This is a genomic window from Chryseolinea sp. H1M3-3 (assembly GCF_029360725.1).
Lineage (GTDB): Bacteria > Bacteroidota > Bacteroidia > Cytophagales > Cyclobacteriaceae > Chryseolinea.
In genome coordinates, this window is record NZ_JARKMY010000001.1 from 1,031,882 (window position 1) to 1,057,861 (window position 25,980).

Consider the following 25,980-nt stretch of genomic DNA (forward strand, 5'->3'; position numbering starts at 1 on the left):
TGTGAGATAAAGACATTTTTCACCCATGTGGTTAATACACACATCAAACAAAATTTGAATTTCCAGAAAAAGAGTAGAATTTTATCCGGAACAATTGTCACTTAAACCGCGACAGGCTTTTATGAACACTATATCTTCTTTCTCAGATTATCAGCAACACTATAATAGAAGTATTGAAAACCCGGAAGCCTTCTGGGAAGACGTCGCCAACAATTTCGTCTGGAAAAAAAAATGGAGTAAAGTATTGGAATGGGATTTCCATAAACCTGAGGTAAAATGGTTTATTGGAGGGAAACTCAACATCACTGAAAATTGCATTGATCGTCATTTACCTAAAAAGGCAAATCACACAGCCATCATTTGGGAGCCTAATGATCCAAAAGATGAAGCGAAGAAGATCACGTATCAAACCCTGCATGACGAAGTTTGCAAAGTTGCGAATATGCTAAAGGCGAATGGAATCAGGAAAGGAGATCGCGTTTGTATCTACATGCCAATGGTGCCCGAACTTGCCTATGCCATATTGGGTTGCGCTCGCATTGGTGCTGTTCATTCAGTTGTGTTTGCCGGATTCTCTGCAGGATCTCTCGTCGACCGGATCAATGACTCGGGTTGTAAACTTGTCATCACCGCCGATGGAACAGTTCGCGGCGATAAAAAAATTGAACTGAAAGCAATTGTGGATGAAGCGCTAAAGAAATGCCCTTCCATAGAACGCACCATCGTGTTGTCGCGCACAAGTAAATTACCTTTTATGAAAGAAGGGCGCGATGTTTGGTGGCATGATGAAATAAAAAATGTAGACGCTCATTGTCCGGCCGAAGCGATGGATTCCGAGGATTTACTTTTTATCCTTTATACATCAGGCTCTACAGGAAAACCGAAAGGTATGGTTCACACATGTGGTGGTTATATGGTCTATACAACCTACACGTTTCAAACGGTGTTCCAGTATCAGGAGGGACAAGTATATTGGTGCACTGCAGATGTTGGATGGATCACAGGACATTCGTACATCATCTATGCACCTTTATGTGCCGGAGCTACTACTGTCATTTTCGAAGGAATACCTTCTTACCCCGACATGGGCCGGTTCTGGCAAGCTATCGAACGACATAAAGTAAATATATTTTATACGGCGCCGACGGCTATACGATCTCTTGAAAAAGCGCCGCTAAGTTTTGTTGAACGCAGTGATTTGTCGTCTCTAAAAATTTTAGGCTCAGTAGGTGAACCGATTAATGAAGAAGCCTGGCACTGGTACAACAAAAATATCGGAAAGGGAAAATGTCCCATAGTCGATACGTGGTGGCAAACGGAGACAGCAGGCTTCATGATTTCTCCGATTGCGCACGTTACACCATTGAAGCCAGCGCATGCAACACTCCCGCTGCCAGGCGTGCAACCCGCAATAATGGATGAAAATGGAAAAGAAGTAGAAGGCAACAACACGGAAGGCCGTTTGACTATTAAATTTCCATGGCCAGCCATCGCAAGGACGATTTACGGGGATCACCAACGATTCAGGGATACTTATTTTTCAACTTTCCCGGGAAAATATTTTACCGGTGATGGCTGTAAGCGCGATGAAAATGGTTACTATAGAATAACGGGCCGGGTAGACGACATCATTATTGTATCTGGTCATAACCTTGGTACCGCTGAAATCGAAAGCGCGATCGACGAACACTCGGCCGTATGTGAGACTGCCGTTGTAGGATTTCCCCACGACATTAAAGGCCAGGGTATCTATGCATTTGTTATTTGTTACAATAAGCCTAATGAAGAAGACAAACTTAGAAATGAAATCCGCGAAACTGTTTCGAAAATTATCGGCCCGATTTCAAAGCCAGACAAAATCCAGTTTGTCAGCGGCCTACCAAAAACACGTTCTGGTAAAATAATGCGCCGCATTCTCCGAAAGGTGGCCGAAGGCGATACTTCTAATTTAGGCGATACCACAACACTATTGGATCCTTCCATTGTAGATGAAATCAAAGCCGGTGCCCTTTAATTACGCTTGAAAATATTCTTTACGGAAGTTATCATAACTGCCAGGCCGCGAAAATTGACTGCGCCTGGCATTTTTATTTACAAACTAAATTCAGGAAATATTTTAACGGTGAGTTTATGGAAATGAAGTTTCATAAGCATCTAAGCGGTACTACCAAATTATACTGCGATGAAACGATTATTTACCACAATCATCATATTGGCGTGTTTCTTTTGTAAAGCCCAAGACCACGACCTGAAGGTCAAGTTTAAAATCGACCATGTGACCGTATTTCTGGATGGGGCGCAGATAACACGTCAAGGAACAGTTTCATTAAAACCCGGTGTATCAATGTTAGCGTTACAGGGAATCGCTCCAGGGATTCAAGAACAAAGTATTCAAGTTGAAGCTCCGGCGGGTGTAAAAATTTTGTCGGTTTCGTTTAACGTAAACTACCTCGAAGAAATAAAAGCATCCGAAAAAATTGCAGCACTCCTTCAGGAGAAAATCCAAATAACAACAAGTCTTGCCCAGGAGAAATCTTTAGAAGAAGTCTACCGTGAAGAAGAATCGATTCTTAAGACCAACAAATCAATTGGTGGCACGGAAAAAGGAGTTCCAATAGAGGAGCTCAAAAAAGCGATGGATTATTTTCGTCAGCGTCTAATAGATATCAAGCAACAATTACAAGTAACGGATCAAAATATTCGAAAGCACAATGAGCGCATCCTGAAAATCGATGCACAATTGAAAGAGTTAAGTGCTATCAAAGCTCAGCCGGTTGGACAAATCGTTGTAAAAGTCTCAACGAAAACTTCTATCAATGCAGGTATGAGTATCAAGTATCTTGTAAAGGAAGCTCGTTGGTTTCCTTCTTATGATATTCGCGCAAAAGACATTAAATCTCCTATCAGTGTCACCTACAAAGCAAACATCTCCCAGCATTCAGGAGAAAAATGGGAAAATGTTCGACTGACTATTTCATCAGGAAATCCTTTACAAACCGGAGCGAAACCTATCATCAACCCTTGGATGCTTGGATTTAATAACACCGTTGTTAGTAACAATTCAGCAACGATAGGAATGATACAGCCTGACAAAATTTATGAAGCTACCAATAATATGGTGAGGGGCCGAATTTTGGACGATACCGGCGAAGGCTTGCCTGGTGTAAATGTGATCATCAAAGGAACTACGATTGGAACAGTGACAGACGCTGCCGGATATTATTCCATACCTCTCACCACCGATGCAACGACACTGGTTTTCTCATTTGTCGGATATAAAACTGAAGAGGTGGTAATTAGTGGAAGAAACGAAATTGAAATGCAACTTTCGCCAGACGTAGCGCAACTTTCGGAAGTAGTGGTTACAGGTTATGATGATGACCAAGCGATCAGGATCAGAGGTAGCAATTCTGTGAGCAGGCAATTGTCCGGTCGTTTAGCTGGCGTCGAGACGCATAGCCCACGCGTGAAAAAAGCAATAGTGGCCACTCCTGTTATACGACAAACCAATGTCGAATTTACACTGGATGAATTGTTCTCTATTGATACTGACGGTGAACACAGAAGCACCGATATGGTGGAGTATGAACTGGATGCATTATTCGAATATTATTGCGTTCCAAAATTGGACCCCGATGCTTTTCTTGTGGCAAAACTTATGAACTGGGATGAATATAATTTTCTGGAAGGGGAAGCCAGTCTTTTTTTTGAAGGAAAATATATCGGAAAATCTGTTTTGGATACCCGAAACACATCAGATACGTTAAGCTTATCATTAGGTCGCGACAGAAATGTAATGGTGACCCGGGAAAAGAAAAAGGACTATACATCAAGGCAAATCATCGGAGCATATCAAAAATCTACCGTAGCATACGAGATCATCATCAGAAATAAAAAATCAGAACAGCTCACCATTGTTATTGAAGATCAGATTCCAGTCACCACTGACAAAATGATCTCCATTGATAAAATAGAAGATTCAGATGCAATGTATGACGAGCGAACGGGGCTTCTAAAATGGAGGAAACAAATTGGCACAGGACAAACGAAAACAATCCATTTAAGGTATGACGTACGATTTCCAAAGAATAGCGTGATGCTTTTGGAATAACGTCAACATTCGCGACCGGCATTGGAAGTCTGTCGGTCGCGTATTACTGACATTTCTTCCGGAAACTTTCGGCTGTAGGTCCGCGTTAATACAGCTCCCTCTCTCATCGTTGTTAATCGTGAAGAATGAAAATCCCTGAATAAGGGTCGTTCGTGATGGGTTACAGAAATCTGAACCTTTCATTAAGGAAAATAAATTTTACTATCCATGAAAAAAGTAATTGCAATCGTTTTCGCAACTGGTTTATTCTTTATGATACCAGGATATTTTGCAAGTCAACCTGACGCAGGCACTTTGGTTATTGTTGAACCGGAACTCATTTCTTATGAAACATTCACACTAGACACCTTGACAGTATACAATCCTACCGAAGATCAATGTGATGCAGATCCGTTTATCACGGCCTCAAACAAAAAAATAAACCTGGATAAGTTACACAGGGGTTCGATTCGATGGATGGCAATTTCCAGGAATATGTTGAATCGATGGGGCGGGCAACTTCAATATGGTGACACGGTAGAACTACACGCAGGAGATGATGCCATCGATGGTGTTTGGATTATTCAGGATACCATGAACAAACGCTATAAGAATCGTGGTGATCTATTGTTCCATTCCCGCTTGAAATCGTTCGGCTTATGGACTAACGTTACACTAACGAAACGCAAAGTGTATACCATTGCCGAGGAGGGTATTTCGTAAGTTGAAAATCGAACAAATGATTTTTTGTCTTTAATACGGATTGGCGGTCAACGCATGATGAGATTACAAGGGGTTGTAACAAGGTAGACAGATGCGCTACTGCAGCAATTCCTGCACTGCCATCCATGCCATTAAACCAGGCCCAATGGATAATGCATCTTCATCAATGTCAAACGTCGGCGTATGGACATAAGAGTTGATGCCTTTGGAAACATTATTTGTTCCAAGGCGATAAAAAGCCGCAGGTACTAGTTGTGAATAGTAAGCGAAGTCCTCGGCACCTAAGGTTATATCAATATCCACCACATTTTCCGGACCCAAATACTCTACAGCGGCTTGTCGAATACGGCGCGTTAGCGGTGGATTATTTTCCAGATAGGGATACCCTCTTGAAATATCAACTTCGCATTTCCCGCCCATTCCCTCAGCTATAGACTCAGCCATTTTTTTGATTTTTATTAACGCTGACTCACGCCAAACTTCATTCATTGCCCTGAATGTACCGGCAATGTTCACCTCATTTGGTATAATGTTTGTCGCACCATGTCCAATAATATTTCCGAAAGTCAAAACGGTTGGTTGCCTAGGGTTAGCGTTGCGACTAATAATTTGTTGCAATGCAATGATAATATGAGAAGCAATAACAATCGGGTCTATCGCCAAATCCGGCGCCGCGCCATGTCCGCCCTTTCCTATAACTTTTAAATATATTTCGTCGGCGCTAGCCATATACATCCCTTCTCGAAACCCAACCTTACCGGCAGGCAACAATGGAAAAACATGTTGGCCGAGAATTGCCGCTGGACGGGGATTGTCGAGAGCGCCATCACGAATCATGTACGATGCGCCTCCTGGATTCTTTTCTTCACCGGGTTGAAATAAAAAGCGGATAGTCCCGTCAAATTCATCTTTTAATTCATTTAAAATGCGGGCTGTTGTCAGTAATGACGACGTATGCACATCATGCCCACAAGCGTGCATTACGCCGGGGTTCTTCGATTTATAGATAACACTATTTTCTTCGACGATCGGCAAAGCATCCATGTCGGCACGCAAGGCGACAGTTTTTTTCTCTGGATTTTTCCCTTTTATCTGTGCTACCAGACCAGTGGTTGCAACTGGCTCCGATTCTATTCCAGCAAGCTTTAGTTGTTCCGCTACAAACTTTACCGTTTGAAATTCCTGGTACGAAAGCTCCGGATGCGCATGCAAATGCCTTCGCAGTGAGACTGTATGGGGACTATAGGCAGATGAAAGCGCCTTGATTTTTTGAAGGAGACTCATGGAAGGATTTTTTATAGGTAGAAAGCATGCTAATTGATAGCAACTTTATCGGGTATTATAATTGCCGTAGGGAAATATTTTTTTACCGAAACATAATCCTGCTGCGCGTCTATGCGGCTATAATACTTACCAACCTTTACACGAAAATTGGGCTGGGCGTATTCCACTTCAGACGACAAATCCGGCAACGAAGCAGCTAAATTCTTTTTCGCATTCAAAGCGTCTTCACGTTTCATTCCTGCATAAATCTGAATCGTAAAACCGTCGATGAACTGACGGGCCTTATTGTAACGATCGATACTATCAAGAACGGCATCTAACTTCTTATTAACCGCATATTTAGGCTCAACATATTGTGTTTGCTTTCGGTCATTCGAGCCATTTGTATTTCCCGTAGTGGTGTTATCTGCGGGAGTCTCCACCTTGGGACGCCAGATCGATAAATCTTCTGAATACCCGGAGCTTTGCGTAGACACGGTGGTGCTTTTGGGGCTTGCACAACCCAGCGCCCATACGGCAATTAGGAGATAAACATAAAAAGCCTGATTCCGCATAGTTAGTCAATTATGATGCACCGGTTATTCAAGATATCTTCTTCTACTTTTTTGTATTTAACATCCCGCAATACCTTTCCGTCAGGATATTGCACACTTACGCGATCGTTTCTTCCAGCTACCTTTTCAGATTTTGCCGGCATAATTTTCTCTTGTGGAGGACGCGACGGCTGTGGGGCTGCCGGTCTTTCACCACCACCGCTCAGCAAAGAGCGTGATTCTTCCTTTTGTTCGTTCAGGCGAACGCGGCTACGCGGTGCTCTCGCTTCCTGGACCTGATCCGGTTGTTGCACCGGGATGTCAGCTTTCAATAAAAATGAAATGGTCTCTTCATTCACTTTTGCAATAAAACGTTTGAATAACTCAAACCCTTCAAACTTATAAATCAATAATGGATCTTTTTGTTCATAGACCGCATTCTGAACAGATTGTTTCAAATCGTCCATCTCACGTAAATGCTCCTTCCATAACTGATCAATGATCGCAAGCGCAATCATCTTCTCCATTGATTTGATCAACTCCGCATTATTCGAACTAACTGTTTTGGCTAGGTTGGCGGCTACGCCAATTTGTTTTTGCCCATCGGTAAAAGGTACCAGAATATTTTCTACCGTGGATCCGCGTGTTTTGTAAATTTCCTTTACAATCGGCAGAGCCTTTTCGGCAACCATTTTATTCTTCTTGTGGTAATGGCTAAGAGCTTTGTTATAGAGATCATCCGCTAATTTTGCCTGATCCAGTTTATCGAAAGTCTCTTTGGTGATCTCGTAATCAAGTCCTAATGTGCTCAATGCATTCAGTCGAAGGCTTTCATAGTCGCTCGCATTCTTTGCATTAATCACCATGTCTTCACACGTGTCAAAAAGCATGTTAAGAATATCAAGTTCCAATCGCTCGCCGAAGAGTGCATTCTTTCTACGCTTATAAATTACTTCTCGTTGCGAGTTCATAACGTTATCGTATTCCAACAAGCGCTTCCGAATACCAAAGTTATTCTCCTCCACTTTCTTCTGGGCACGTTCGATTGAACTGGTGACCATAGAATGTTGAATCACTTCTCCTTCTTTCAAGCCCAGTTTATCCATGATCCGGGCAATCCGTTCAGGCATAAACAAACGCATCAAATTATCCTCCAGGGAAACATAAAAATGTGATGTTCCCGGATCACCTTGACGACCAGAACGGCCTCTCAGCTGACGGTCAACTCTTCGTGATTCATGACGCTCCGTACCAATGATTGCTAACCCACCGGCTGCGCGCGACTCAGGTGTAAGCTTGATATCGGTACCACGACCCGCCATGTTGGTAGCGATTGTTACTGTACCGGGTTTACCTGCTTCCGCGACAATTTCCGCTTCGCGTTGATGTTGTTTTGCATTTAAAACCTGGTGTTTGATTTTTCGCATTTGAAGTAACCTGCTCACCAGTTCTGAAATTTCAACAGATGTTGTACCTACCAGCACAGGCCTGCCTTGCGCCGTAAGCTTTACGATTTCCTCAATAACCGCGTTGAACTTTTCACGCATCGTCTTGTAAACCAAGTCATCGTAATCTTTGCGTATAGCCGGCTTATTAGTCGGTATGGTTACTACATCCAGTTTATAAATATCCCAAAACTCGCCTGCTTCAGTTTCTGCAGTACCCGTCATCCCCGCAAGTTTATGGTACATGCGGAAATAATTTTGCAGCGTAATTGTAGCGTAGGTTTGCGTGGCATCTTCCACCTTTACGTTTTCTTTCGCTTCAATCGCCTGATGCAATCCATCGGAGTAACGTCGTCCTTCCATCACACGGCCGGTTTGCTCATCTACGATTTTAACCTTGCCGTCTACGATAATGTATTCAGTATCTTTTTCAAAAAGTGTATAAGCTTTTAATAATTGATTAACGCTATGAATACGCTGCGATTTCACCTGGTAGTCACGTATCACCTCCTCCTTCCGTTGAAACCTGACGGCGTCATCAAGGGCCGAATCTTTTTCTATTCTATTAAGCTCCGTACCGATCTCAGGAAGAATAAAAAACTTAGGGTCTTCACCCTCTCCTGTAATCAGATCTATTCCTTTTTCGGTGAGATCAACACTATTATCTTTTTCATCGATAATAAAATACAGGGGCTTGTCGGCCTCTGGCATATTGCGCTTATTGTCTGCCAAATAAAAATTCTCAGTTTTTTGGAGAATAGCCTTCATGCCCGTTTCACTTAAAAATTTAATGAGGGGCTTATGCTTTGGCATCGCGCGAAAGGCACGGAATAAATTTAGTCCGCCTTCCTTTTCATTATTTTCAGAGATGAGTTTACGCGCATTATTCAAATACTCATTCACCAACTTTTTCTGCGCTTCCACTAACTTAAAAATCCGAGGTTTCAGGTCATAAAATTCATGTTCATTTCCGCGAGGCACTGGTCCTGAAATAATCAACGGCGTTCGCGCTTCGTCAATCAACACTGAGTCAACTTCATCAACCATGGCAAAATGATGGGTCCGTTGAACAAGTTCTTGTGGTTCCCGCGTCATGTTATCGCGCAAGTAATCAAAACCGAATTCATTATTTGTACCGTAAGTGATATCTGCTTTATAGGCATTTATCCGAGCCAATGAATTGGGTTCATACTTATCAATACAATCAATGGTTATTCCATGGAACTGGAATATCGGTCCCATCCATTCGCTATCGCGAATAGAGAGATAGTTATTCACGGTAACTAGATGCACACCGCGTTTTGCCAAAGCATTTAAAAAAGCAGGAAACGTTGCGACGAGAGTTTTTCCTTCCCCAGTAGCCATTTCAGCAATCTTACCTTCGTGCAGCACAATACCGCCTATAATTTGTACATCATAGTGGACCATATCCCAGGTAATCATGTTACCTGCTGCCATCCATTTGTTATACCAGCGCGCCTTTTCACCCTCAATTTTCACATTCTCACGCGTGGCTGAAATGATGCGATCAAAATCTTGCGCAGTAACTTCCAGATATTCATTCTCCTTAAAGCGTCTTGCTGTCTCGCGAACAATGGCAAAAGCTCTGGGTAATACTTTCATGAGAACCTTTTCAAGATCCTTATTCCGATCTTCTTCAAGCTTATCGATTTGGGCGAAAATGGACTCCTTTTCGTTGATATCTAAGTTTGCGTCATCAGCGATTTGTTTATGCAGGGCAGCAAGTTGTTCATCAATTCCTTTTAGCTCTTGATTAATCTCTTCCTGGATCTTTTTGGTTTCCGAACGTAATTCGTCGTTGCTAATCGACTTTAATCTCTCTCCCTCTTTCTTCGTCTGTTCGACAAGAGGCATAACACGTTTAATATCTTTGTCAGATTTTGTTCCAAAAAGCTTGGCAATAAGTTTCAGCATGCTGTGTTTCGTTATCCGTTATTAAGTGTCCATTATCCGTTTGTTACACCTGTTGACGGATAACGGATAAGGGCTTCTCCAATGGAGGTCAAAGTTAAATTGTTTTTTGGATTCCGAATGAGCAATTACAGTTCCAATTGCCCTTTAAAGACCATTTTGGCAGGGCCAATCAGATAAATATCGTAAAATGTGCCCGACTGGCTGGTTTTAAATTCTACAGCCAGATCGCCTCCAAGGCTATGGATTTTAACAGGTGACGAGTATCCCTTGAGCGATGTCACTAGAGCAGCAGCAGTAATGCCTGTCCCACATGACAGGGTTTCATTCTCGACGCCCCGCTCATAAGTGCGTACAAAAATTGAGTTATTTGGCTGTAGTTCGACAAAGTTTACATTTGTTCCGCCTGGTTTGAATTGATCAGCGTAACGAATTTTTCTTCCTTCTTCAAATACAGGATAGGTTTGAACATTATTTACGAGCCGGATGTAATGTGGCGATCCCGTATTGGCGTAAAAATCCTCACCAAGTTTTTTCACTTCTTTGACATCACCCATTTTTAATCGAATGTCTCCTGAAGGAAGAATTTCGGCAGCGTGAGCGCCGTCAAAGGCGTCGAAAGTTGCTTTTCCATTCACTAATCCTAGTTGAGATGCGAACTGAACCGCCGCCCGGCAACCATTGCCGCATAAACTTTGTGAACCGTCGCTATTGTAATATTGTAAGTGAAAATTAAGAGAAGGATGATTCTCGATGAGCATTAATCCATCTGCTCCGATACCAAATTTCGGATGACATATCTTGGCGATTTGATCTTTTGTAAAGGTCAAATTCGTTTTGCGATTGTCGATAATGACAAAGTCATTACCCGTTGCCTGATATTTATGGAAGTGAATGGTGCTCACTTTTTAACTTTTAACAATTGAATTAAAAAATGGAATTACTTGATCTCTTCGTAATCGATGTATTCGCCGGGCTTGCCGTTGCTCTTCTTCGGATTCTCAGCCTTCTCCCCCTCGAATGATCGTTTCTGCTGTTGGTTTCGAAGTTGCTGAGACGCAGCTCCCGCCTTGAAGAATAGCGCTCCAACTTTATAAACCAGGTATAAAACCAAACTGGTTATGATCAAGAATTTAAGCATGGTATTTCTTTAGGTAAATAACCTGAAAACAAAGGTATAGGTTCGTGAAGTAATTAACCAATCCGATTAAGACTTTCGACGACGCGCAATGCTTTCCCGTTTACGCCCGGAATTTCATTCAAAACAAACATTTCAAAACGTAAAACCTTCTAGCGACTCAAATAGAGGTTTCTTTCCGAATAAATCTTCATAAAGTAATCGTCCATCAAATCGTCTATAAAATATATCGATTCGCCGGTTGATTTCATTTCAGGCCCAAGTTCCTTGTTTACATCAGGGAATTTGTGGAAAGAAAATACGGGTTCTTTGATAGCGTATCCTTTTTTGGTCGGATTAAAGGTAAAATCTTTCACCTTCTTCTCGCCCAACATTACTTTGGTCGCATAATTCACATACGGTTCATCATACGCTTTGCAGATAAAAGGAACGGTCCGCGATGCCCGGGGATTTGCTTCAATGATATAAACTTTATCGTTTTTGATAGCAAACTGAATGTTGATTAACCCAACCGTCTGAAGTGCAAGCGCAATTTTATGCGTATAGTGTTCAATTTGTTTGATGACAAGGTCTCCTAAGTTATAGGGGGGCAAGACAGCATACGAATCTCCGGAATGGATACCAGCCGGTTCGATGTGCTGCATGATACCGATGATGTAAACATCTTTTCCATCGCATATCGCATCAGCTTCCGCCTCGATTGCACCATCCAAAAAGTGATCGAGCAATACTTTATTCTCGGGAAGGTGTTTCCAGATGTCCAAAATATGATGCTCAAGTTCTTGTTCGTTGATTACAATCTTCATGCTTTGTCCGCCGAGAACATACGAAGGACGAACTAACAACGGGAAGCCTATTGTTTTGGAAACTTCAATGGCAGCATCTGCATTGACTGCGACGCCGAATTCCGGATATGGAATATTTAGCTCTTTAAGAAGACTCGAAAATCTTCCGCGATCTTCTGCGAGATCAAGTGCATCAAAAGACGTTCCGATGATTTTAATACCATACTTATGAAGTTTTTCCGCAAGCTTCAGCGCAGTTTGACCACCGAGCTGCACAATTACCCCTACCGGTTTTTCGTGTTCGATGATGTCGTAAAGATGTTCCCAAAATACCGGCTCAAAATAGAGTTTATCCGCGATGTCGAAATCCGTTGAAACCGTTTCAGGATTACAGTTGATCATGATGGTTTCATAGCCGCATTCTTTTGCCGCCAACACACCATGGACGCAAGAATAATCGAACTCAATACCTTGCCCAATGCGATTTGGTCCCGAACCCAATACAACAATTTTCTTTTTATTGGATGCAACCGATTCGTTTTCAGCCTCAAAAGTTGAATAATAGTAAGGTGTTTTTGCCTCAAATTCAGCTGAGCAAGTGTCTACTAATTTAAAGACACGGTTGATACCAAAGTCCTTCCGTTTTTTATAAACCTCACTTTCGTAGCAATCTAACATATAGGCTATTTGCCGGTCAGCAAATCCTTTTTCTTTCGCCTTTCGAAGCAATGGCTCGGTTATGGTATGCAATTCATGCTGACTAATTTCCTTTTCAAGCTCAACCAGTTCTTCAATCTGTTTCAAAAACCAGCGGTCAATTTTAGTCAGCTTGGAAATCGTCTTCAACGGTATGCCTAGCTTAATGGCATCGTAAATATGGAACACGCGGTTCCAGCTTGGATGTTCTAAGCTATAGAGTAACTCATCCTGTTTGGTTAATTCTTTGCCGTCAGCGCCCAATCCGTTTCGCCTGATCTCTAGCGACTGACAAGCTTTTTGCAACGCTTCCTGAAAATTCCTGCCGATTCCCATCGCCTCACCCACAGATTTCATCTGCAGACCCAGCTTGCGATCGGTACCTGCAAACTTATCAAAGTTCCAACGTGGTACTTTTACAATAACATAATCAATTGCGGGTTCAAAATATGCAGTTGTCGTTCCCGTGATTGCATTGGTTAATTCATCCAGATTATAGCCAATTGCCAACTTCGCAGCAATTTTTGCAATGGGATATCCGGTTGCTTTGGAAGCTAGCGCTGAAGACCTTGAAACGCGCGGATTAATTTCAATTCCGATGATGTCATGATCATTATCCGGATTAAGTGCAAACTGAACATTGCATCCACCGGCAAACTGGCCAATACCATTCATCATTTTTATAGCGAGGTCGCGCATGCGTTGATACACCGTGTCAGGCAATGTCATGGCAGGCGCCACTGTAATGGAATCTCCGGTATGGATTCCCATCGGATCAAAATTTTCAATAGAGCAAATGATGATCACATTACCCGCAGCATCGCGAAGTAATTCAAGCTCATATTCTTTCCATCCCATGATACTTTTCTCCACCAACACCTCGTGAATCGGAGAAGCATGCAATCCATTATTCAGCGCGTCGTCAAAATCTTCGGGATTATTCACAAACGCTCCTCCCGTCCCACCCAGTGTATAGGAAGGTCTGATTACTAAGGGAAATCCAATTTCCTGGGCGATTTCTTTTCCGAGCAGAAAGGACGTAGCGGTGCCTCCCTGACAAACACCCACACCAAGCTCTAACATTTTAAGTCGGAACTTCTCGCGATCTTCGGTAGTCTCAATGGCGTGAATATCAACGCCTATTATTCTCACACCAAAGTGCTGCCATATTCCGGCTTTATCACAATCAATACAAAGATTGAGTGCTGTTTGCCCTCCCATGGTCGGCAGAACCGCATCGATGTGGTGCTTTTCGAGTATTTCTCGAATTGACTTCTTCGTAAGCGGCTTGAGGTAAACATGATCTGCCGTCACTTTGTCAGTCATAATCGTGGCGGGATTCGAATTGATCAACACAACCTCTATACCTTCTTCACGAAGTGAGCGTGAGGCTTGCGAACCTGCATAATCAAATTCACATGCTTGTCCGATAATAATGGGGCCGCTACCAATAATGAGGACCGATCGAATACTTCTATCTCTTGGCATTTCTTCTAGAGTGGGATGAACAAAATTGCGCAAAAATAAAACACGGATTGAAATGATTCACAGATTGCGCGGATTAATTATTGAGAAACCTGAATTATTATCGTCAGGTGCGTTCACAATCGTTATAACCCAATCATTTCAACATTATTTTAAAAAAATTCCCTTTCAATTGTTGAGCAGAATTAAGATTTTACCAACTAATCATCCATTCTTCTTAACAATCTCCTTAATTGGATCGTGGCCGAAGTCGTTTATGAACATCAATCAAAAGGGTAAAGAGCAACATACTTACGATGCGATTGTCGTAGGTTCTGGTATTAGTGGCGGTTGGGCTGCTAAAGAGCTTTGTGAAAAAGGGTTAAAAGTCTTAATGCTCGAACGTGGCAAGCCGCTCGAACATCCAAACTATCCAACATCCACAAAAGATCCATGGGACTTTCCTAACGGCATGCGTTTAACAGAAGAAGATAAGGAACGCAGTTATGTTCAAAAACGTCATTATAGTTTCAGAGGAGACAACAAAGCATTTTACATCAACGACAAAGAAAATCCATACACCGAAATAAAAAGATTTGACTGGGTTCGCGGTGATATTGTGGGCGGGCGCTCTATGCTTTGGGCGCGCATGAGTTACCGATTAAGCGATCTTGATTTCACAGCCAACAGTAAAGATGGCTACGGTGTGGATTGGCCAATACGTTATAAAGATCTGGCACCTTGGTATGATTATGTGGAATCATTTATTGGTGTAAGTGGCCAAGCCGAAGGGATCCCCCATCTTCCGGATGGAAAATTCCTTCCTCCCATGGAAATGAATTGCGTTGAAAAAGAAGTTAAAACTTTGATCGAGCGAAAGTTTCCCGGTCGGAAGGTCACCATGGGACGGGTAGCAAACCTGACACAACCTGTAAAAGGAAGAGGCCAATGTCAATTCCGAAATCTTTGCCACCGCGGTTGTCCTTACGGCGCGTACTTTAGCACCAATGCGAGTACACTCCCGGCCGCTTTTGCAACCGGAAATCTAACGCTCCGACCACATTCTTTAGTTAATAAAGTACTTTACGACGAAAAAAAAGGGAGAGCGATTGGCGTGGAGGTTACCGATGCAGAGACCAACGAGGTGATGGAGTTCTATTCAAAAATCATTTTCTTGAATGCGGCTACTGTTGCAACAACCCACATATTATTGAACTCCACGTCTAGCCGCTTCCCTAACGGACTGGGTAATGGAAGTGATCAGGTCGGACGCAATTTAATGGACCATCATAAGCAAGCGGGCGCGACTGCATCTGTCGAAGGGTTTGAAGATAAATATTATATCGGACGAAGACCCGTTGGACTTTACGTTCCGCGATACCGAAATATCAATGAAAAACGAACGGATTACATTCGTGGATTCGGTATGCAAGGTGGCGCAAGCCGTGAAGGGTGGGGAAGCTTGGTAAAATCAACCGCTCTGGGAATCCAATTGAAAGAGCAAGCACAAATGCCCGGTAGCTGGAACATCGGTTTGGGTGGATTTGGCGAATGCTTGCCTTATCCGGAAAATCGCATTACGCTTAATACTAATAAAAAAGATAAATGGGGTCGGCCAACGCTTAACATAGACGCAGAATTTAAAGAAAATGAAAAAGCTATGCAGAAAGATATGGCTGCGTCTGCCGGTGAGATGTTCGAAGCTATCGGTTTAAAGAATGTAAAGACATATGTAAACACCTCCTTCCCCGGAAATGCCAATCACGAAATGGGCACTGCACGCATGGGACGCGATCCCAAAACATCGGTCTTGAATTCATTCAACCAAATGCATGAAGTAAAAAATGTGTTTATAACCGATGGATCATGCATGGCGTCATCGGCGTGCGCTAACCCTTCACTTACCTATATGGCACTCACGGCACGCGCTTGCGATTATGCTGTGAAAGAAATGAAGAAATTAAATCTTTAACCGAATGCGAGCTCGCATTGGTAAGTAGGAATTTTGTTGCTGATTATTTAGACCTCCTCATAAGGGAACGAATCTACCGCATAAGGACTATCGTTTTTATCATGGTCTCCTGCTTTGTACTTATACGAAGATGATAAACTCCACTGGCGAGCTGCGAAGTGTTAAGAACACTTTCATACTCTTGCTTGCTTAGCATTTGGTGATGCACGACAACGCCTTGTCCATTGAATATGTTTATCTCCACCGGTTCACTGATAATCACCCGACTGATAAATAGTTTGTCATCGTAGACAGGGTTTGGGTAAAGCAAGAAATTGTTTTCTAGCGTGGGTTCTATGCCTGTTATGATGCCCACGGATCTTGAAGTTGTTGCCTCACACCCTTGTTCTGAAGTAGCTGTGAGGGTAATTGTATAATTGCCAATTAAGGAATATTGGTGTGATGGATTCTCCTCTACGCTTTTCGTTCCATCGCCAAAGTCCCATTGCCAGGATGCCGCATTCGTACTTTGGTTGGTAAGAACAATTTCATTTCCAGCTTCTGTTGCATAACTAAATTCCGGCGTCGGTTTTGGGTTAAAAATTACCTCAATCGGTAACGATTCACATTCCAATGTGCCATCCCTGACGACAACGTTGTAACTACCGGCAGATGTTACGCTAATGGACTGCGTTTTCTTGGTTGTGCTCCAGGTATATTCATCACCGGGGCTGGATGAAAGAACAACAGATTCTCCCTCGCACAATTCAAGATTACCTGACGATGTGATAATAGGATTCGGCCTCACCTTGATCGATACAGGGGTCCGTAAACTTTCATAAGTATTGTCGGCGTTTGAAACAAAAACAAGGCTGTCTTTTTTTAAGTCGATGATCGTAAATTGTGGTCCTGAGAAAATCGCAGACCCCCCGATCAAATCTGAATACCACTTAAATCTCAAAGCTCCACTGGCCTCCAATGTAGCCTGACCACCATAACATACTTCAACGTTATCTACCATCGGCTTGGGAGCATTAAATGTATAATTGTAGAGTGAGTCGGCATATTTTGCTGAGGCGATCAAGTCAGATGTAGATTTTGCGCCATGCAATGCAAATGCAATGGTAATTTCGTCGCCTCCGTTAATGGTATAGGGGCCGACGCTGACGACATGACTGATATCATTCCCGGAACTTCCTCCAGCTGTAACTTTTCCAAGCCCGCTGGATATTGCTGAGAATTTCTCAGCATCGGTAAACCCATCAAAAATACCGAAAGGATTACCCGGGATGGTATTATCATTATCAATTGCATAATAGTTGGGCGTTCCGGTTAACGCCTGAATACCTGCCCGTGGTAAAGATGCAAGTTGCGCGGGAAAAACATAACCTAACCGCGTACCGTTGTCCCAAGCGGCCTTATCACTCGCCCCGCCAGATTGAATGTCCCAATCAGCAAAAAGTCCCATGTAAAAATTAGTCAGCTGACTCGAAGTAGTGTTCTTGATTTTATATTCGAGGATAACAAAATCCTTATACGGATCTTCCTTCCGTACCATGCTGCGATAAGAAACTAACAAAGACTCGGAACCTTCTGCCGGTGCATTGCGATAGGAACCTGTTATTTCAGAGAAAGATCTTTCGCCGGGCGTATGTTTCATTATTTTACTTGCTGATGTAAAATCCTGGTTATATAAGCCACCCGTACCCCGAACATTATCAAATATCACGGACGAGGAAGTGCCCATGATCACACCCATCTCATATAATAGCTGTTGATCATTGTAAACAAAGCCCGCTCCATTACTGTGTCCTTCTGTGTTGGCATATCCTATTCGTCCAGCAGAAGTGATTGTCGTCGTGACGTTGTTTTCATTCACGTCTATAAACGATGGGAGTACAAAACTTATCAATTGTGTATCGTAGTAAGTTCCGTCTGAAAAGATAAGCAACGCTTCCACTGATTGATCTGTTGGCAAGTTGGATTTGATCGTGAGTTTAAAAGGGCTGGCACTGTTGCTCACCGTTACATTGGTTCCTAGAGCGCCCGGGTTAAATTGATTTTGTGTGATGGTGATGTAAGGTGATGAGGAAATCAGGCTAACGGTAAGGGCAGGCGACGATGTTTTTAGGAAGTTGGTAAAATCAAAAGTTAATAATGCGTTTTGTCCAGGCTCGGGTACAATGCCAGCTTCGTTGACCAACAGTTGCTTGCTGGCACGAACAGAGGGACTTTGGAGAGAAAGTGCCCGAGCAATATCAAGCCTCCCTTTTCCTAGCTTATTATTATATGCGGTGTTGTTAAGGTAAAAAGTTTCATCTGAAGAAATTCTCAGCTGTTCAGCCACCTGGAGGGGCGTAAGGCTTGGATTTTTGGCCCAGACTAAAGCAGCCGCACCGGATACAATAGGCGCAGATAGAGATGTTCCCGAATCCGTCCTGTAGCCATTATCATAGTTTGTTGTATAAATATCTGACCCGGGCGCTGTGATGTCTATCGTTTTACCATAATTGGAAAACCAGGACCGCAGATCATTCTGATCTGACGATGCCACAGATAATACATAGTCATACGCCGCCGGATATAAAGGAGTTTCGGCGTTGCTATTGCCAGCCGCCGCAACGACCAGGCAACCGAGGTCCAGTGTCACAAATTCGATTAGGTCTTGAGCAATAGTACTCGGATTCGGGTTACCCCACGAGCAATTGATGATTTTAGCGCCATGCAATGCCGCATACAAAACACCTTCATATAAATTGGACGAATATGAATTGGAGTTGTCAGCCTGGTTATCCGCATAATGCTTGGTGAATAGCAGCTTGGTGTTAAAACCCACACCCGAAATTCCAATGCCATCATTGGTTGAGGCGCTAGCGCAGCCCGCTACCATTGTACCATGACCAAAACGATTTCCTGAGTATACGGCCGGATTATTATCTCCTTGAAATCCTGGTGTTCCAATAAGGGCAATGTCAGCTCCCGAGAAATCCCAGCCACGATTGTTATCAATGTACCCATCACCGTCGTTGTCTATGCCATCCGTTGGATCCGCCGGATCCACGTAAATGTTGTTCTGAAGATCGGGATGATTCAAGTCTCCTCCTGTATCTACAATGCCGATGACTATGGATGAACTCCCTTTGGTGATATCCCAGGCTTCAGCAGCCTTGATGAGGTTAAGATAATATTGACTGCTCATAGCAGGATCATTGGGAATAAATAGAGACTGCTCAATGTACACGGGCTCCACCACCTCAAAGAGTCCCGTGGCATACAAATCGTTAATTTGGTCTTCAAGGGGAATAGCTTTATCAAAGGTAAGTTTGAAATATTGACCAATATCAACATGCAGTTTTTTGGGCGACACCCTTGCTGCCGTTTTATTGCGAGATCCAAAATTGATAAGCGGTTTGATGGTAGTTTTCGGAATCTTGGAAAGGGTTCTGCTTCCATGGTGCGCATTCTGAAATCCGTCTTGATAGAAAGCTTTCACTTTTACCCAAACAGTTCCTGCTTCGTAGCTGCTAACGGAAACTCCTGCGGGCAATTTAAATTTACCCGGTTGACTCCGGGCGGGGAGAACACCGAACGTGATAACCACAACGATAACGGAAAACGATTTCCAAGTCATACTTAAATTTAATACTAAAAAATCATGATTAATACCGCTCATGCAGACAAGGTAAAATGACAACGACTAAGTTCTTAAATCATGCCGCGTGCCTTCAATTCAAGGTATTTATTTATCGTATTTACGGTAAGATTTTCAGGGGAAGTTAAAACCGCCTGAATTCCGTGGGTTGCCAGTTCTTTAACAATGATCTTTTTATCGAGGCTGAATTTTTCTGCGACGGCTTTGTGATATACTTCTTTAAGACTATTCGCTGGAGATTCCAGCAACGATTTCATTTCAGTATTCTCAAAAAATACCACCACCAGAAGATGTTGATTCGAAAGGCTTTTCAAATACGGCAATTGTCGGTTTAATCCGTAAATCGACTCAAAGTTGGTAAACAAGAGTAATAGGCTTCGTTGCGTGATTTTCCTCCTGATATGGATGTAAAGCGTTGAAAAGTCAGATTCCTTATAGGCCGTCTTTTGATTGTACAATGTCTCCATGATCCGCAGCATTTGCTTGTTCTGTTTTCCTGCAGGTAGCACGGAGCCGAGGTTATGTTGAAAGGTGATCAGCCCTGCCTTATCAGATTTTTTAATAGCGATATTAGAAATAACCAAGCTTGCGTTAATGGCATAGTCCAGTAAACTAAGCCCATTGAATGGCATTTGCATAAGCCTACCCTTATCAATAACGCTGTAGACCTGTTGCGATCGCTCATCCTGAAAGTGATTTACCATAAGGGTATTTCGTCGTGCAGTAGCCCGCCAGTTAATCGTTCGAAAATCATCCCCGCTTACGTATTCTTTTATTAATTCAAATTCCCGGTTCTGCCCGATCCGCCGGATGCGCTTAATACCCGCATCTGAAAGTCGATTAGAAATAGCCATCAATTCATACTTCCTCATTTGTATGTAGGATGGATACACCGGCACACTCGCATCGCCTGAGAATTTAAATCGCCGGGATAAGAAAGCCAGTGGAGAGCTCGCAAAGACGTTGACGGTTCCAAAAGAGTATTCACCGCGTTTAACCGGACGGATATGATATTGAATTGTTTTTTTCTTACCAGGCGCGATGACCGTTTTGAAATTCAAATCACGCCTTTGAAATTGATGTGGAATTTCATCAACTACGTTTAGACGCACTGTAAACGGATAAAAATTTTCCAGGTGAATGGCCAATTCGTTGTCATCTCCATTAGAAAGCTTTTCCGGGGTAACGCGATAGCCGTGGAGACCTTTCTTAATTCTGAAAAGAAGCACCATGTCCGTTATGATGATGGCGAGCAATAAAAAAAATAATGCTTTTGAAACAACGATTAACCAGCTATCAGCCATGAAACTTGCAATAAAGCAAACCACGACGATAGCGATGGCTATGAATAAGCGGTTATTTAAGTATAGTGCCCGAAATAGTTTCACGTTATCGAGGAACTTCCACTTTATCAATAATTTGCGTAACAACTTCATCAGCAGTAATTCCCTCCATTTCCTTATCGGGAGTTAACATTACCCGATGACGTAGGACCGGTAATGCAATAATTTTTATGTCCTCCGGAGTTACAAAGTCACGACCATTGACTGCTGCGTATGCTTTTGATCCATTTAACAACGCAATGGATGCACGCGGAGACGCCCCGAGGAAAAATGCCGGGCTATTTCTGGTTTCGTAAATAATCTGGGCAATATACCTCAGCAAGTGATCTTCAACGTATACCTGTTGCACAGCTTGCCTGTATGTTGCAATTTGATCTGCAGTGAGTATAGATTCAACCTGATGGGTAGGGTTAACTCCCCTTCTTCTATGATGTCCGCTGATAATTTCCAATTCCTGATCAATGTTGGGATACTCGACTTGAATTTTAAAAAGAAAACGATCCAGCTGGGCCTCCGGCAACCGATATGTTCCTTCATGTTCGATAGGATTTTGTGTGGCCACAACCATATAGGGATGCTGCATGAAATAAGTTGTGCCGTCAACGGTAACTTGCCGCTCTTCCATTACTTCAAATAATGCGGCCTGCGTTTTTGCCGGAGCGCGGTTGATCTCATCAATCAAAACAATGTTCGAGAAAATTGGTCCTGCTCTAAACTCAAACTCAGATTTTTTAACATTAAAAATGGAAGTACCCAGCACATCCGAAGGCATCAGATCAGGTGTAAACTGAATGCGGGAAAAGTTAACAGATATTACTTTGGAAAGAAGCTTTGCTGTCAATGTTTTGGCAACCCCAGGTACACCTTCGATTAACACATGCCCATCAGCAAGTATCGCAGTGATGAGCAAGTCAATCATTTTTTCTTGACCAACAATTATCTTCCCGATTTCTTGTCGGATACTTCCAATACTATGATTCAAAGCCGTGAGATCCACGCGGTTTTCAAAATCCTTTTCTTCCATATCTATAGTTTAATAAAGTATTCGAATTGTTTTTTACGTAAGCATCATCGGGAGGTAAACTTCTCTATTTTTCCATTCAACTCAACTAATTCCTGTGCCGATAGACTTTCTTTTAAACGAATATCGGAGATCATGTTGACAAGGCTCCGCGTCTCCTCCTCGCTCTTACCCGACTTTCTTGCAAGTGTTTTTACAAAAGCTTCATCAATCTGTGTGGTATTGAGCCAGTAAGTTGACCTGAGCCGATCCATAAAAAAAAGAATTTTCTTTTCCGCCATATTTTTATGATCGCCACGCTGATAATATAAGTTGCCAATCGTACTTACAAACTCCAGCGTAGTATTGGCGAGCGGTGTAATGATTGGAATGATTCGTTGCCTTCGCTTCATTTCAAAAATCATGAATAACAAAACAGAAGCGATGGTAAGATAATATGCCCAGCGCAGCGATTCATTTGTTAATATAAAACGCAAGGGCGTGGATAACTCTCTCCTGCCAAGATGATAAAACTCTGTCCATGCAACTTCTTCATTTGGAAGGTAAGACAATGTTTTAGAAACAAATTCATGATTAGAAGACGACAACAAGTAGATGTTTGAAAAAACGAGCGGCGTGCTGTTTAGAATCAAATCACCCTTACCAATTTTCATCCGGATAGTAACCGGATTTTGATAGTCATTTTTTGCTATTACGGTTGTGCGCGTAGAGTCAAAGTTATCAAAATAGTTATGTATGTTATCGCGTCGGAAATAATACGCAGACAATGTATCTAACTTCGCATTAGCAAATTTCAGCGCAGCCGAATCCCGGTTACCATAAACCTGACCAACTTTAAAAAAATAATCATGGGTTGTCAGGTTTAAGGTATCGGAGAAGTGACCCCAAAAATGTTGTGCCGAGATGAACGCAGATCCACCTTGTTCAATATGCTTCAACAACGCATTTGTATCTTCTTTTCCAGCGCTGAAGTTTCCGCTAATGATGATAATATTTTGCTTCGCAGCAAGTGAATCTTTGATTTCATATAGCGTTTTATAGGAGTGTGAAATTCTTTGGTCAGGAAAAACAGTTGGCAAAAGTTGGCTTAATGCATAGGCGCCGTATGGATTTTTGTCACCATGCCCGAAAGTAATGGTCCAGTCATATTGTTTTGGACTTAACAAAATCACAACCGCATACAAACCAAAGGCCAGGGAGATGTATAGAATATATTTCCAATCTTTCCTCATTGAATTCTGGACCTCCACTCCATAAAGGTTCGCTGAACCTTTAAAAACATTTCATTGCTTACGGCAAAATTTCCGTACCAAGCGTATTCAAAATAATAGTTAAGATCTTTAAAACCTCTTTTCAATTCCTCACCGGTCAATTCCGATAAATAATCGTGATTAGTTTTACCTTGTTCCCACTGAATTAAATTTTTATCGGCTAATAGTTTCAGAGATTGCAGGAACAACAACCGTATTGCCTTTCTGTAATCACGTTGGCCTATAGCTTCCCGGATTAATTTGTCAAAATCCAGATTATGAATGTCTTCTTCCAAAACATGATAAGAAAGCGTGCTGGCACCTTCGCCCGCATAAAATACTTTAAAAGCATTTACCCGAAGTAGAATCATGATAACGACCACGATGGCCGCCAAACTCAACCCATACCAAAGTATTTTTGTCCAATCGGCAAGAATTACTTCCGAAAATAAAGTGGCAAAAAATTTAACTATCCACATCAACAGCCGCTGCCATAAACTTTCGGCGACGGTGGGTATTTCATTATACTGTAAATCCTTGTCGGATCTAAGTTTTTGAATTGCAGCTTCGTCAAAGCTTCTTACCTCGACGGAGGACGAGTCGGCTGCTGGAGTTGTGGGTTGCCCACTTTCCATTTGGAATGGCGCAGTTGCATATACATAAAACAGCGCAGGGGAATCATGGGCTTGTGCAATACATCCTGAGGATAATTGTAAGCATAAAAAAAATAAAAGAAGCCTCACCAAGCTTTTATTAAAAGTGTTCGTCCTGGCCTTGAGATGATGGTAACGGTTTGCCTAAGCTATCAATCTGATTCATCAGGCCCTTCGATTCCTTCAATTCGACCAGGTTAAAATATTGAAACACGGTTCCGATAGTAGGCAATGCAGTTAGCACCATTTGAATCAAATAGGCGATGGCAAAGAAAACTATAGCCACGATCTTTGTGTCCGACGATGTGGATAAAAAGGGGTTATTATCGATCTGGTGAATTCCAACTGTTTCCAACACGATGCCTTGAATAAAATTAATAAAATAGGTAACGATTATTACGATAAAATACAGTATCACGAGTACGCCGAATGTACTCCACCATTTATTTGTGACCAGTCGAAACGACCGCGCTAGTGCATCGAAAAAACCAATCTTTTCATAGGCACGAATGATAAATAAGAGTGATACATTGATGAGGAAGTAAATAAATGCGCAGAAAAAAATCAACACGCCAATAAATGGAATTATCATGGTTGCCATTGCCAATACAAAACCGCCCAGCATCAAAAGCAGAAATAATAAAAGCATGCTGGATAAATACATCCAGAAAGTCGATTGTACCCGATTCCATACTTCGGATACTGGTATCTGGTTTGTTCTTTTTTCGCCGTACAAAATAACGTAACTGTATATGGTGGCGATATTCATTCCTCCACTTAATACAAGAAAAAACATCATTAAGAAGAGCTGAAGCCAAAAATTCCCTGATGTAAAGTACGCTTCAGCGCCCCCGGAAGCTCCCATTTGGGCAATGGCACCAAAGTCACCGATCAAAGAACCGATAACCAGGCTGGCAAAAACTACCGGCGGGCCGGAAATAAACAGGATGCTTTTACCCAACGATTTAAAATTTTGTTTGATGAATTCAAATGTGGCATTCAGTTTTTGGCTGAAGTCTCGCGTCTTATGAAATTCGATTACCTTAAAATTTTCCATGGCGTTTAAGTCTAATGGGATAGATTAAAAAATAGTAAATCATGAGTAGCGCAGAAAGTCCAATAATAAGTACTTTCATGCTACCTGGCATAAAAGCATATCGGGTAACAAAAGATTCAATGAATCCGGCGATGATAAAAAAGGGTACCAGTCCGATAACAATTTTTAAACCCTTTACAGCGCCAGTTTTAAAAGACTCAAGCCGCGAGTAAGTACCGGGAAAAAGTAAACTATTGCCCATCGTAAACCCAGCGGCAGCGGCGATTACAATAGAAGATAATTCAATGGTACCATGGAGCATAATTACCGGCAACGCCTGGCTTAATTCGCCCTCATTAAAAAACAACATTATAAAGGTACCTACCATCATAGCGTTATAAAACAACATGAAGGCTGTTCCTAATGAAGCCAATACCCCGAAAGCAAAAATCCGAAAAGAAACAAAAATATTATTCCACGTTATCTGTAAGAACATGTTAAAAGAGTCTGCATCGGCATAAACATTAGTGGGGTTTCCGCTTTTAATATTTTCCAATGTCATATTTACATAGTCATCACCCAGGATCAGCCGTACAAACGTATCATCATATCGGGCGGAAACGGCTCCCATCACACCTGCAACTAAAAAAATAATGAGCGCATACAACAGCGGCTTCCGCACCTCATACATCACAGATGGAAGTTCTTCTTTCCAAAAGGTTATAAATCGATTTTTATCCTCTTTTTTATTCTTATAAATCTCCAGGTGGACTTTACTGGCGAGATCATTCAAATAACGTGTAGTGCGACTTTCCGGGTATTGGGTACGAGCAAAAGACAGATCGTCCGTAAGCTGAATAAACAGTTCCGCTAAACGGTCGGGTTCGGCTTTTTGAGGATTCCTTATTACCTTTTCGAATTCCTCCCAACGCGATTTACTTTGTTTAATAAAGGCAGCTTCCCGCATTTAAGTTTCTGGTGTTT

At 42.3% G+C, this 25,980-nt stretch carries 17 protein-coding genes; 4 read left to right on the forward strand and 13 right to left on the reverse strand.

Going from position 1 to position 25,980, the window contains the following annotated elements; translation table 11 throughout:
- Window positions 1–94 precede the first annotated feature (94 nt).
- The 3 genes from acs (at window position 95) to P2W71_RS04440 (ending at window position 4,813) form a co-directional block, all read left to right on the forward strand.
- A complete protein-coding gene (acs, locus tag P2W71_RS04430; protein WP_276367565.1) occupies window positions 95–2,014 on the forward strand; it encodes an acetate--CoA ligase in 1,920 nt (639 codons plus the stop codon).
- Window positions 2,015–2,182: 168 nt separating this feature from the next.
- The gene (locus P2W71_RS04435; protein ID WP_276367568.1) at window positions 2,183–4,111 is read left to right on the forward strand and encodes a DUF4139 domain-containing protein; all 1,929 of its coding nucleotides are present in this window, start codon (window positions 2,183–2,185) and stop codon (window positions 4,109–4,111) included.
- Between the two features lie 207 nt (window positions 4,112–4,318).
- The gene (locus tag P2W71_RS04440; RefSeq protein ID WP_276367571.1) at window positions 4,319–4,813 is read left to right on the forward strand and encodes a hypothetical protein; all 495 of its coding nucleotides are present in this window, start codon (window positions 4,319–4,321) and stop codon (window positions 4,811–4,813) included.
- A 96-nt stretch (window positions 4,814–4,909) separates the two neighbouring features.
- Here P2W71_RS04440 and P2W71_RS04445 read toward each other — a convergent pair whose 3' ends face one another.
- The 6 genes from P2W71_RS04445 to carB all read right to left on the reverse strand — a co-directional run bounded on the left by P2W71_RS04445 (window position 4,910) and on the right by carB (window position 14,114).
- Entirely contained in the window at window positions 4,910–6,097 is a 1,188-nt protein-coding gene (locus tag P2W71_RS04445; protein ID WP_276367574.1) for a M20 family metallopeptidase, read from the reverse strand.
- A gap of 29 nt (window positions 6,098–6,126) precedes the next feature.
- Entirely contained in the window at window positions 6,127–6,651 is a 525-nt protein-coding gene (locus P2W71_RS04450; RefSeq protein WP_276367577.1) for an SPOR domain-containing protein, read from the reverse strand.
- Window positions 6,652–6,653: 2 nt separating this feature from the next.
- Window positions 6,654–10,010 carry a preprotein translocase subunit SecA gene (secA, locus tag P2W71_RS04455; RefSeq protein WP_276367580.1) on the reverse strand — a complete coding sequence of 1,119 codons (3,357 nt, stop codon included), beginning with the start codon at window positions 10,008–10,010 and terminating at the stop codon, window positions 6,654–6,656.
- A gap of 125 nt (window positions 10,011–10,135) precedes the next feature.
- On the reverse strand, window positions 10,136–10,912 hold the full coding sequence (dapF, locus tag P2W71_RS04460; RefSeq protein WP_276367583.1) for a diaminopimelate epimerase: 777 nt from the start codon (window positions 10,910–10,912) through the stop codon (window positions 10,136–10,138).
- 35 nt (window positions 10,913–10,947) lie between these two features.
- Window positions 10,948–11,148, reverse strand: a complete 201-nt coding sequence (locus tag P2W71_RS04465; protein ID WP_276367585.1) for a hypothetical protein — start codon at window positions 11,146–11,148, stop codon at window positions 10,948–10,950.
- Window positions 11,149–11,297: 149 nt separating this feature from the next.
- Window positions 11,298–14,114 (reverse strand): carbamoyl-phosphate synthase large subunit, encoded by a 2,817-nt coding sequence (carB, locus tag P2W71_RS04470; protein WP_276367589.1) that lies wholly within the window; start codon window positions 14,112–14,114, stop codon window positions 11,298–11,300.
- A 253-nt stretch (window positions 14,115–14,367) separates the two neighbouring features.
- Between carB and P2W71_RS04475 the strand changes: the two genes are divergently transcribed.
- Window positions 14,368–16,062 (forward strand): GMC family oxidoreductase, encoded by a 1,695-nt coding sequence (locus P2W71_RS04475; protein ID WP_276369046.1) that lies wholly within the window; start codon window positions 14,368–14,370, stop codon window positions 16,060–16,062.
- Between the two features lie 73 nt (window positions 16,063–16,135).
- On the opposite strand, the gene P2W71_RS04480 is transcribed toward P2W71_RS04475, so the two are convergent.
- The 7 genes from P2W71_RS04480 to P2W71_RS04510 form a co-directional block, all read right to left on the reverse strand.
- Window positions 16,136–19,672 (reverse strand): S8 family serine peptidase, encoded by a 3,537-nt coding sequence (locus tag P2W71_RS04480; RefSeq protein WP_276367592.1) that lies wholly within the window; start codon window positions 19,670–19,672, stop codon window positions 16,136–16,138.
- Between the two features lie 74 nt (window positions 19,673–19,746).
- On the reverse strand, window positions 19,747–20,997 hold the full coding sequence (locus P2W71_RS04485; protein WP_276367594.1) for a DUF58 domain-containing protein: 1,251 nt from the start codon (window positions 20,995–20,997) through the stop codon (window positions 19,747–19,749).
- A gap of 85 nt (window positions 20,998–21,082) precedes the next feature.
- Window positions 21,083–22,060 carry a MoxR family ATPase gene (locus P2W71_RS04490; RefSeq protein WP_276367596.1) on the reverse strand — a complete coding sequence of 326 codons (978 nt, stop codon included), beginning with the start codon at window positions 22,058–22,060 and terminating at the stop codon, window positions 21,083–21,085.
- 44 nt (window positions 22,061–22,104) lie between these two features.
- Window positions 22,105–23,289: a DUF4350 domain-containing protein gene (locus P2W71_RS04495; RefSeq protein WP_276367599.1), complete on the reverse strand. Its 1,185-nt coding sequence runs from the start codon at window positions 23,287–23,289 to the stop codon at window positions 22,105–22,107.
- Window positions 23,286–24,050 (reverse strand): hypothetical protein, encoded by a 765-nt coding sequence (locus tag P2W71_RS04500; protein ID WP_276367602.1) that lies wholly within the window; start codon window positions 24,048–24,050, stop codon window positions 23,286–23,288. The genes P2W71_RS04495 and P2W71_RS04500 overlap by 4 nt, the downstream gene beginning before the upstream one ends.
- A 10-nt stretch (window positions 24,051–24,060) precedes the next feature.
- Entirely contained in the window at window positions 24,061–25,017 is a 957-nt protein-coding gene (locus P2W71_RS04505; protein WP_276367605.1) for a hypothetical protein, read from the reverse strand.
- Window positions 25,004–25,963: a stage II sporulation protein M gene (locus tag P2W71_RS04510; protein WP_276367608.1), complete on the reverse strand. Its 960-nt coding sequence runs from the start codon at window positions 25,961–25,963 to the stop codon at window positions 25,004–25,006. The genes P2W71_RS04505 and P2W71_RS04510 overlap by 14 nt, the downstream gene beginning before the upstream one ends.
- Between the last annotated feature and the right edge of the window lie 17 nt (window positions 25,964–25,980).